The organism is Aliifodinibius sp. S!AR15-10 (genome assembly GCF_031569985.1).
Lineage (GTDB): Bacteria > Bacteroidota > Rhodothermia > Balneolales > Balneolaceae > JAMQKA01.
In genome coordinates, this window is record NZ_JAMQKA010000003.1 from 229,003 (window position 1) to 240,355 (window position 11,353).

Below are 11,353 nucleotides of genomic sequence, written 5' to 3' on the forward strand. Positions count from 1 at the left end.
AGGAAATAGTTTTATGCTACACAGATTAAGACAGGCGGTAGGAAGGCACCTGGTAAATAGCCAGGGATGGAGAACGGATCGAAAGATCGTTGTTTTTGAATCGGATGATTGGGGAACAATTAGGATGTCTTCGAAAAATAATTTAACCAAACTCTCCGATTTGGGAATTAAGACTCAAAGATGTCATTATGATGAAAATGATGCTCTTGCCTCGGAAGAAGATTTGACGCAGCTTTTCGAATTATTGAGTTCTCATAAAGACTCACAAGGAAAATGCCCGGTAATTACCGCAAATGTAATAATGACGAATCCTGATTTTGATAAAATTAAAGCTGCTGATTTTACAGAATATCACTATGAAGTATTCACTGAAACTCTTGACAAATATCCCAATCATAAAAATAGTTTTAAACTTTGGAAAGAGGGGATAAAAGGGAGCTTGTTTTATCCGCAGTATCATGGAAGAGAACACCTTAACGTCATGCGGTGGATGAAATGTTTAAAGGACTCTGAATCGGAAACTAGAAAAGCATTTAATGCGGGTGTATTTGGTCTCAGCAATACGGTTGTATCAGAGGATAGAAAAAGTCATTTGGCTTCTTATGACTGGGATGATCATGACAGCCGCGATTTTGTTTTAAGATCCATTCCCGACGGTCTTTCTCTTTTTGAAAAGCTTTTTGGATTCAAGTCATTATCATCAATAGCACCAAACTATTATTGGCACTATGATGTAGAGCAAGTATTAAGAGATAACGGAGTTCGGTATATCCAGGGATCCGCCGTTCAAAAATCTCCCATAATCAATGGAAAACAATACAAAAAAATCCGTCATTTTACAGGGCAAAAAAATGATCTGGGACAATGGTACTTGGTACGCAACTGCAAGTTTGAGCCAAGTTCAGACCCTTCTATTGATTGGGTAAATCATTGTCTTAATCATATAAGAACAGCTTTTTTTTGGGGGAAGCCAGCGATTATTGAATCTCACAGAGTGAATTATATCGGTTTTATTCATCAAAAAAACAGAGACAAAAGTTTACAAATGCTTGATTTACTTTTAAAAAAAATTATAGATACCTGGCCAGAAGTAGAATTCATGACCTCAGATCAACTCGGAAAATTAATTGAAGAAGATGGGTGATGAAATTAAAATATTAATTACGGGTGATACTCATCTTGGTGGAGGGAGAGTAAAACAGTTAGCACTAGATAATAATGTAGATCAATTATTCGGGGATTTTCTGCCATTAATTCGTAATGCAGATCTTTCAATTACCAATCTTGAGTCACCCTGTGTTGATAACGGTCGACCGATTCTTAAAACAGGACCAAATTTAAAAAGTCCGGCAGCGTCGCTTAATGTTCTGAAAAGTGCAGGTTTTGATCTTGTAACGTTGGCCAATAATCATATAATGGATTATGGATTAGAGGGGCTTTCTTCAACAATAAAAGGGTGCAGCAAATATAGCATTAAGTCGGTAGGGGCAGGAACCGATATTGAAAAGGCAAGCCATACCTTCTATTACGTTAACCGGGGTATTCGGGTAGCAATTATAAATATTGCTGAAAATGAATTTGGCACAACAAATGGTGATAAGCCCGGTGCTCATCCCTTAAATACTATTCAGAATTATTACACTATCCAACAAGCCAACAATAAAGCAGATCGAGTCATTGTAATTATTCATGGGGGACATGAATACTATCCGCTTCCAAGTCCCAGGATGAGGGAGACCTATCGCTATTTTATTGATATAGGGGCTGACATAGTTGTAGGGCATCATCCTCATTGTTATAGCGGTTTCGAGGTATACAAAAAGGCACCAATATTCTACAGTTTGGGTAATTTTTTATTTGACAAGAATGGTAGCGAGAAAGACATGGGTTGGAATACCGGTTTTATGCTAGAGCTTACTATTAATAAATCCCAAATTTCTTTTGAAATTCATCCTTATATACAAAATTATCATGAGGCTGGTTTAAACAAATTGGGAGAGACAGATAAAGCTGAGTTTGAGCAAAATATTTCACGTCTTAGTGAAATAATAATCGATAAGGCCAAACTTGAAGATAGATTCGATGTATTTTGTAAGAAATCTCAAAAAATCTATTCTTCATATGTTGAACCACATTCCAATAAGTGGATACACGCTTTAAGAAATCGAAATTATTTGCCCTCTTTTCTAAGTAAAAAGAAAAAAATATTGCTACTAAATTTAACCCGATGTGAAGCTCACAGAGATGTTTTAATAAAATTACTTGATTATGAAAATAGCAATTCATCAGAAGAATAACGATTTCAGCTCCAAATGGATTGAATATTGTGAAAAGCAAAAGATAAGCTACAAGACGGTGGACTGCTATTCCAATGAAATTATCCATCAATTAGAGGATTGTAATGCCCTGATGTGGCATTTTAGCCAGTCAAACCCCAAGGATATACTTTTTGCAAAACAATTGATCTACTCGTTGCAAACAGCGGGGATAAAAGTTTTCCCCGACTTTCATACAGCGTGGCATTTCGATGACAAGGTGGGGCAAAAGTACCTTTTGGAAGCAATAGGGGCTCCCTTTGTGCCCACCTATGTATTTTATGACAAGCAGGAAGCACAACAATGGATTGACAAAACCACTTTTCCCAAGGTATTTAAATTACGCAGGGGGGCAGGTTCAGCACATGTAAAACTGGCGAAAAACAGATCGGATGCAAGAAAACTGGTCCGTAAGGCATTTTCCCGGGGATTTAGCCAGTACGATAAGATAGCAAATCTAAAAGATCGTTGGTACAAATTCAGAAATGAGAAAACCGGATTGTGGAATGTAATTAAAGGTATTCTTCGATTCGGAAAATCCCCGGAGTTTGCCAGGATTGCCGGACGTGAAAAAGGCTATGTTTATTTTCAGGAGTTCGTTCCCGGAAACGACCACGATATTCGTGTGATTGTTATTGATGGGAAGGCTTTTGCCATCAAACGGCTTACACGACAGGGAGATTTCAGGGCCTCAGGAAGTGGCCATGTTCTTTACGAAAAGCACCATTTTGATGAAGCAACAATCCGATTATCTTTTGAAGTTGCTGAAAAAGTAAAAAGCCAGTGTCTTGCTATCGATTATGTTTACAAAGACGGCAAGCCTTTGATTACAGAGTTGAGCTATGGTTTTATCAAAGAGGTTTATTACTCCTGTAAAGGATATTGGGATCGCAACATGAACTGGCACCCCGGCCCCTTCGATTCCCAGGGATGGATGGTTGAGAGCCTCTTATCTGAATTAGAGGCAAAAACGGAATAAAATAAAGCCTACACTCACGGTTTGTGGAATCAAAACGTTTCGGTATCAACGCTAAACTATGTAACAGCTGAAACTTAAAGCTGGATATGCTTAGAATATAACTATAACTATTATACTGAATACTTAGCTTTAAATTAATAAAAATTAATTATTTAAATATATTATTTTTGGTTAAATATTATTGTTGGCGTCGATAAAAAATATTAATCAGGCGGAGTAAAATTATGAAAAAGAGAGATGCGTCAATACTCATTGTTGCGATAGTTGTTGGTTTTTTTGCCCTTTCTTCTTGTAAACATACTACAAGTACAGAGTTAGCAGACAGTTTGGATACTGTTAAAGGGGTAACTCCCATACCCGAAGCACAAGATGTAACTATGCACCTTGCCAAAGGGAGTAATAGCTTTTTTACGTTATCGTTCGATGGAGGGCATGAACTGGAAGGATGGTGTATTGAGTGGAATGAAGGTACGTCATTTGGGCTGAATAAGGTCACCAACCTGTATTCAACCAGAAACCATCTGGATTGGAGGGAGATCAATTATTTTATGAATATTATGAAAGATCTCAGGGCCAATGATCCTAATCTTACATACCAAGATATCCAGGTTGTTATCTGGTCTCTTATCGACAAACCGGTTTTTGATGTAGATAAAATTGATGAGTATGAACATATTCCTGGAAGAATTTACTACAATGGAAACTCATACTTTAATGTCCAGAAAGTGAAGGATATCGTATATCAGGTTAAACAAGCCATAGCTAATGGAGAGCGTGTTGAAACAGGCGTTACGTTGGTTGAAAATGAAGGTCAAACAATTATGATTGGTGATGAAACCGCATTTGCTGTCAAAACGAATGCAACAAATGATGAACAGATAATTGATAGCGGTTATTCTGCTTGTTTTGATAAACAACTCCTTGAAGATAATTTTTTCCCCAGGTGGGGTTGGACAAATGGGCCGATTACCGAGGGAAGCGGTAGTCTGAAATTTAATATTTATAGTGAGGTTGGGCAGTGTGATTTGAATAATGGGACTCCCGTTGGGGAGCTGGTTGTAAATTATGATGGAGGGACTTTTACAGCGAATTATAAAATGACAAAAATATCGAAATATACTGGTAAACCTTACACTATGACCGAAACCCATCTCTGGGTTGGATCAGAGCGTTATCCAACACATGATGGAAAATATTCGGTTGCCCCAGACCAATATGGAAATGTAAACAAACATGATCGTGTAACGGAGTTTACCTACAAAATCACCGGGCTTTCAGGACCCGTGTTTTTTATATCTCATGCTAGCGTGAGTGGATTTAATCCTTGAAATCTGAAGTCTGATCTTAGGACTGGTATTCTTTAGTTAGTAATAGTAATTGGAACAAAATTCAAGATTGCCGCAGAAATAGGATGGAAATAGTGTATGTAACAGTGTATACACATTAATTATACAATGTATTCTGTATCACCTTCTAAATATATTTACATATAAATTAATAAAAATTAATTATTTAAGTACCCCTGAAATTATTAAATATTCAGTTAAGTTCTGTCAGAAAAATAATTATTAAAAATCAAGGGGAGTATAACTATGATGAGAGAAGTGGTTTTAATTATTGTTTTAATGGTAGCAGGTCTTTTTGCCTTTTCTTCCTGTGATCCAAGTACCCATACAGAATTAGCCGAGAGTTTTGACTCTGTGAAAGAGGTTTCTCCAGTACCCGGGGGTCAAGATGTAACAATGAACCTGGAAAAAGAGGGAAATCTGGATAGTTTCTTCACGGTTTCACTTGATGGCAGTAGTGAGGTAGAGGGATGGTGCATTGAGTGGAATGAGCATGCTTCATTTGGATTAAACAGCGGTACTAATTTATACTCTACCAAAGGGAAGGATGCCTGGAAGGGGCTTAACTATTTTATGAAAATAAAAGATGATCTGAGGGCCAAGGATCCGGAGTTAAAATACCAAGATATCCAGGTTATCATTTGGTCTCTTATAGATAAACCGGTTTTTGATGTAGATAAGATTGATGAGTATGAAAATCTTTCAGGAAGAATTTACTACAATGGAAACCCATACTTTAATGTTCAGAAAGTGAAGGATATTGTAAGTCAGGTTAAACAATCTATATCTGAAGGAGTTCAGGTTGAGACTGGTGTAATTCTGATCGAAAATGATGGGCAAACGGTAATGATTGGGGATGAAACCGCATTTGCTGTCAAAACCAAGAGTGTTGGTGGCGAGAAAGCAGTTGACCGTGACTATTCCACCTGTTTCGACGAGGAAATAATTGAAAATGTCTCCTTTGCAAATTGGGGGTGGACGAACGGGCCAATTTCGGAAAACAGCGGTGAAATAAAATACGATATATATGCAGGTGCCGGTCAGTGTGATTTGAGTAAAGGTACACTGGTCGGAGAACTGACGGTAAAATATTCCGGAGGTACGTTTACCGCTACTTATAAGATGACAGAAACATCACCTTATTCCGGCAAAACCTATACCATGACAGAGACTCATCTCTGGGTAGGTTCTGAACCATATCCAACCCAAAATGGGAAATATACAGTTGCACCGGGTCATTATGGAAATGTAGATGATCATGATCATATCACAGAGTTCACGTATGAAATAACCGGTCTGTCAGGACCTGTCTATTTCATTGCGCATGCGGTAGTAAGTGGTTTCCATCCGTAATATCGGTAAGCTAACTGATTTATCAACTTGAAGGGATTCAGAGAACAACTTTGAATCCCTTTTTTTTGTCCAGCATTATAAATTATTCTAATGGCGTATCTTCTTACAAATAGCCAACTTAATAGTTTAATGGAAACTAATTATCAAATAAGCATCTTAGAGAACCTAAAAACTAAAAGGCAACCACAGGGTAGCAGTTTTAAATAATGGAGATTTCGATTGTTATGTATGCCAAGATTTTAACAGCAAATATCAAATTGAAAGAAAAGATAAAAAAGATCATCTCTTATTTTCGCAGGTACAGAGGAGCCCAAAAAGCTTGGCATAAACGTCATGAGAGGGTATTAAACAGAAACAAAGATTACAGAAAACGTTGTGATCGAAAGATTGAGCTGGAGCACAAAAAACTTTGGTCATCATTCCACCCCAAGTTTGACCTGAGTACCTTGAGAATAGCTGCGAATATTTCGGGAAAAGCCGATCCCCGAATTGTTCCTGAGGAAATATTTGTAGCCGATATCGAGCCCAACCTGACGGATCTCTCGGTCAGTTTATTGAGTCATAAAAGTTTCTATAATCGATGGTATCCCGTTGGAAATTTTCCGGCTGATTTACTACACATAATTGATGGCCACTGGTATGATAGCAATTTTAACAGGCTAGAGTTTAAGCAGTTTTTGGACAATGCAGCGCAAATAAGTTACCCTGTTGCAGTTAAGCCCAATAGTTCATCATACGGAGGAAATGGGATTTATTTTGCAAAAGATGTAGATGAACTGAAGTCATACTGCCATAATAAGGATAACTGTATTATCCAGGAAAAAGTAGAACAGCATCCTTTTTTTGCCTCTTTTCATCCATCCAGCCTGAATACTATTCGAGTCTATCTTTATCGTTCGGTCAAAGATCACCGGCTTCACATTTTAAGTATGGATCTTACGGTAGGCCGATCTGGTTTAAATGTGAATAATGAGACTGCCGGGGGAATTTATTCAGGAATTACCGATGAAGGATACCTTGTGGGATATGCCGTAGACAAGTATGGCACGCGTTACGAGCGCCATCCGGATACAGGAGAAACTTTTGACAAGGCAATACCTGATATTGAGGGACTCAAAAGTTTTTCTTTGGCTGTTGGGGAGAAAATACTGCCGATCACCGTTATTGGACTGGATCTGTTCTATGATAAAGCGGGGCAATGGAGAATGATGGAAATAAATACCCAAAGCCATTCAATTAGATCAGCACAATACTTTGGGAAACCTTTCTTTGGCGAATTTACGGATGAGGTTATTGCATATTGCCAAAAAAATCATTGGACTTTACGTTAAATTGATATAAAATAGAGCAATTCCGCGCCAACTTCATAACAACTGAACAGAAAGGGGATGGGGAGATCGCCACGTCGACCTTATCGTTGAGCCGGACAAGGATCAACAAGGCCTCCTCGCGATGACAGTCGTTGCGAATTGCTTTTGAACCCCCTAAACTTCCAGCTGCCAAAAACTAGTCAATGACCGGCAATTAGCAGCATTCCGGGTAACCTGAATATTCTTCCACCCATTGCTCGCTTCCGTCCGCTCTGCGGCGGAAGCCCCTCTTGACGCTCCGCGTCTCTGTCGCACCATAGGTTATACTGGACGTGGAGCCGTCCCAACAGGTCCCAACGCAGAGCATAGGGACCAAGCGTGGTTTATTAATAAGAAATCTTATATCGAACTGATTTTAACAGGCGCTTTGCAAAACATTAAAGTCTGTCATTCTGAGCTTGTCGAAGAATCTCCTAACTACGATTGTTGCCTTTTAAGGGAGATCCTTCTCCCGGCAGCTGTCGGGACAGGATGACAAACGGGTTTTGCAAAGCCCCCGTTAAATAAATATTTGTTCGACTCATTTGAATACCAAGAGCCTGCCGAAACGTCCATTGTCCCCGTATTAGGTTCACATCGAATATAAGTTTTAATGTGTGACCATCTATCGACGGTCCTGGAGAGCTGATGCACATACAGCATCGCATTTGGAAGATTCGCTGCGAGAACTCATCTACAGAAACAAGTATCACATTATTGTAAACTGCAGTGATCTGGATTATACAACGTCAGTTCGATATAAGGATTACAAAAATTATAGCCTGTCATCGCGAGGAGGCGTCTTTGATAGTAGTGGGCTCCATCTTGAGGTCGACGTGGCGATCTCCCGACCTGATTTTTTTGCTCATACTATTAGGAGATTGTCTCTCGACCACTGTTTGGATCCCGATGGTCGCCGAATCCTAGATAGTTTTTATGTAGAGCTCAGCTTAATATAGCTAGCCCGGATTTCTCACCAAGAAATTTTTTTCTCAGCAAGGCGAAGGGGAAATAGCCCCGCAAACGTACTCTGGTACGTTGAGCAGACTATTTCCCCTTCAACGCAGCTGAGGGTGAAATTTCACAGCATTTTACACACTGTTACAACTATATTGGCGTTGGATATGATATAAGTTACTGTCTGCCATTAAGTTACAGGAATTTATCCCAAATACTTGTGAGAAATACGGGCTAGTGCTGGTCTTGGTGTGTCTGTAGAGTTGATGAGTCCCCCTAAATTATCAATATCACTTTGCCCATAAGACTTGAGGACAGCTTCAACTTCTCAAGGTCACTTCATCCCTATATTGAAAAAGGTAAGAACGGACAGGGATAAAAAGATGAATTGATTTATGCGGATATTTTTTTCAAAAAAGTTGGAACATTTTTTTTTCGATCCGGTTAGAGGCTGTAGTCAGTTGAATGCAGGTTAATAATTAACCAAAATTATACTGTTGGGTGTTTTGCTCAACTGACTATTTAAACAAAATAAAAGAGTTAAGAATATTGATATTGAAATTTTTTTGTAACCAATTAGCTGTTAGGTGTCTTTTCAGTACTACAATCAGGTTAAAAATTGGTATTTAAGCAATAACGGCAAAGTATCCTCGCGACATATCTAAAAACGTTACCCTATATAATTAAAAATTTATACTCCATGCTCTCATGCATTTTCCGTCCTACGTATATGGAAAAAGTCTGTACTCTTATTTCGCTTCCATCTTGTTTGGTTTCCCAAAATTATATCAGCGGTACCAATGATATCTACTGCTATGGAAGTAATCAATAATCTATTACCCGACTGCTTTCCCTATTACAAATGGTAAAAGTATACGAAATGCGGTCGAATTAAAGTGATAACGGGAAAATATCCTCGCAGCATATCACAGATGTCATCTACATAAATAAATATTCAACTAATGTGCTCTCAACTTACCTTGCTCTCAACTTCAACGAAGTATAAGAACGCTACCGCCTTTGCGATAACACACAGATCGATCAAAGGGGCTACCTACCATAATATCACTCCCAGCACTAGCCCTCGAAATTTCCTGGCTGGGAGCTGGACTTTGAGATTACCCACTCGCAAAACATCAATAAATAATATGCTACTGATAAAATAATGCTTTGTACCTCTAAATAGAATATCACAATAACAATTACTCCTTAAATCAACACAACACTTACAAGAAATGCTCTCAATTTCTTGTGATTAACAAATAAATATCCTCGCTCTTACCCATGAATACTAAATATTTACTATACCTTATCACAGGTATATTTGCTCTCGCCTCATTTGTACAATGTGATTCTGTAACATCCCCAGAATCTGACGTACCTATAGATTCTGACATGCAAATAGAATTGCCTGAACTCGAACTAATATCACCTAATGACAATGCAACAAACCAGTCAACCCAAATTGAACTGAATTGGGAGAAAATTAAAGGAGCCCAAAAGTATGAACTTCAACTAAGTGAATCCCAAGATTTTAATACAGCCTTTGTTGACAGTACAATTACCGGGACTTCTTACCAAACCTCTGAGCTAGATAGAGGAACTACTTATTTTTGGCATGTTAAACCTGTAAAAGAGAACTATGGGGGACCTGTCTTAAAGTGGTCTGAAACCTGGGAATTTACAACCGCTGAGGGAGAAACCGAACCAGTAACAGTTGAACTAAAAACACCTACTGATGGTGAACAGTTGGATACCACCAGCCCAACATTTGACTGGACCTCGGTATCAGAATCCACTGAATACCACTACCAGCTTTCCACAGACCAGGATTTTTCTGATGTACTCGAAGATACGGTGGTGGACACGTCAGGAGTACAGATCCCTGGACTGAATGCGGGTACACAGTATTACTGGAGGGTATCTCCAATTTTGGATTCAGCTACCGGGACATGGTCAGAAGTATTTGGTTTTACAACGTCAGAAGCAGCGATTGATACCACGGCCCCATCGGCACCCGTACCCGTTTCTCCAGATGATGGTGCAGGTAATGTTTCTTTGAAACCAACATTTGAATGGGAACCTGTAGAAGGTGCAGATTCTTATATACTGCATATAAGTTACAGCGACGAGATGGTTAGCGAGGTAGAGACCAGTGAAACATCACATACACCTAAAGAAGATCTTAACCCTGGAACTACCATTTACTGGAGAGTACGTGCGGCTGATGATGGGAGTAAAGCTAAAAGTCTGGGTGATTGGTCGGACAAGCTTACATTTACAACTGCCTCACAGGCCTCCGGTGGTTCTGGTACTTCCACTGTAACACTTACCTCTCCATCCGATGGTTCTACTGGTCTGTCTACTACTTTAACCCTTAGTTGGGAGGCTCTTTCCGGTATCAGTAATTACCAGGTTCAGCTGGCAACAAACGGTGATTTTTCCTCCCCGGTTGTTGACCAGGTGGTTGCAAACGCTTACCACGAAGTTTCGGGGCTCAACAACGACCAGCAGTATTACTGGAGAGTCCAGGCCGACGGTGACGGAGATACTAGCAACTGGTCCTCGGTGCGAGACTTCAGGACTAAAGCGTCAACAACTACCACTGATCCTTCTGGCAGTGTAGCGGGTGACCGGCAGGCGCTGATGGACCTGTATAATGCCACCGACGGAGACGGCTGGAAGAATAATTCCGGATGGGGCAGCGGCGACCCGTCGGACTCCTGGCATGGCGTGAAAGTGGATGCCAACGGGCGGGTCGTCCGGCTGGACCTGTGGAAAAACGGGCTGGAAGGGACCTTGCCGGCGTCCATTGGGAATTTGACGAAGCTCACCTACTTGAATGTAAAGGGCAACCGGTTAACGGGTGATATTCCCTCTGAAATAGGAAATATGACATCCCTGGAGTGGTTAATTCTTTCTGGAAGAAATCATCTGCAAAATGGTAACCCAGTAAAAGAGCCCCCGCAGGATTTAAATGAGCCATATCATCCTGGAAAATATAACAGCGCTACCAACGACTTTACAATCCTTCCATCGACTATTGGGGATCTG

The 11,353-nt window shown here is 39.7% G+C and carries 7 protein-coding genes; all 7 read left to right on the forward strand.

Annotated elements, in window-relative coordinates; all coding sequences use genetic code 11:
- Nucleotides 1-13 precede the first annotated feature (13 nt).
- Nucleotides 14-1,144: a hypothetical protein gene (locus NC796_RS03840; RefSeq protein ID WP_310682289.1), complete on the forward strand. Its 1,131-nt coding sequence runs from the start codon at nt 14-16 to the stop codon at nt 1,142-1,144.
- Nucleotides 1,137-2,297: a CapA family protein gene (locus NC796_RS03845; RefSeq protein WP_310682290.1), complete on the forward strand. Its 1,161-nt coding sequence runs from the start codon at nt 1,137-1,139 to the stop codon at nt 2,295-2,297. The genes NC796_RS03840 and NC796_RS03845 overlap by 8 nt, the downstream gene beginning before the upstream one ends.
- On the forward strand, nt 2,269-3,294 hold the full coding sequence (locus tag NC796_RS03850; RefSeq protein ID WP_310682291.1) for a hypothetical protein: 1,026 nt from the start codon (nt 2,269-2,271) through the stop codon (nt 3,292-3,294). Before NC796_RS03845 ends, NC796_RS03850 begins: the two co-directional genes overlap by 29 nt.
- Before the next feature lie 224 nt (nt 3,295-3,518).
- Nucleotides 3,519-4,622, forward strand: a complete 1,104-nt coding sequence (locus tag NC796_RS03855) for a hypothetical protein (RefSeq protein ID WP_310682292.1) — start codon at nt 3,519-3,521, stop codon at nt 4,620-4,622.
- A 264-nt stretch (nt 4,623-4,886) separates the two neighbouring features.
- Nucleotides 4,887-5,993: a hypothetical protein gene (locus tag NC796_RS03860; protein WP_310682293.1), complete on the forward strand. Its 1,107-nt coding sequence runs from the start codon at nt 4,887-4,889 to the stop codon at nt 5,991-5,993.
- Between the two features lie 446 nt (nt 5,994-6,439).
- Nucleotides 6,440-7,324 (forward strand): sugar-transfer associated ATP-grasp domain-containing protein, encoded by an 885-nt coding sequence (locus tag NC796_RS03865; RefSeq protein WP_310682294.1) that lies wholly within the window; start codon nt 6,440-6,442, stop codon nt 7,322-7,324.
- 2,370 nt (nt 7,325-9,694) lie between these two features.
- Nucleotides 9,695-11,353: fibronectin type III domain-containing protein (locus tag NC796_RS03870; RefSeq protein ID WP_310682295.1), on the forward strand; the 1,659-nt coding region annotated here is incomplete at its 3' end.

Excerpts from the sequence above, each read along its gene's own strand:
- NC796_RS03860 (WP_310682293.1), top strand. The coding sequence starts at position 4,887 with ATGATGAGAGAAGTGGTTTTAATTATTGTTTTAATGGTAGCAGGTCTT.
- NC796_RS03840 (WP_310682289.1), top strand. The coding sequence starts at position 14 with ATGCTACACAGATTAAGACAGGCGGTAGGAAGGCACCTGGTAAATAGC.
- NC796_RS03855 (WP_310682292.1), top strand. The coding sequence starts at position 3,519 with ATGAAAAAGAGAGATGCGTCAATACTCATTGTTGCGATAGTTGTTGGT.
- NC796_RS03850 (WP_310682291.1), top strand. The coding sequence starts at position 2,269 with ATGAAAATAGCAATTCATCAGAAGAATAACGATTTCAGCTCCAAATGG.
- NC796_RS03845 (WP_310682290.1), top strand. The coding sequence starts at position 1,137 with ATGGGTGATGAAATTAAAATATTAATTACGGGTGATACTCATCTTGGT.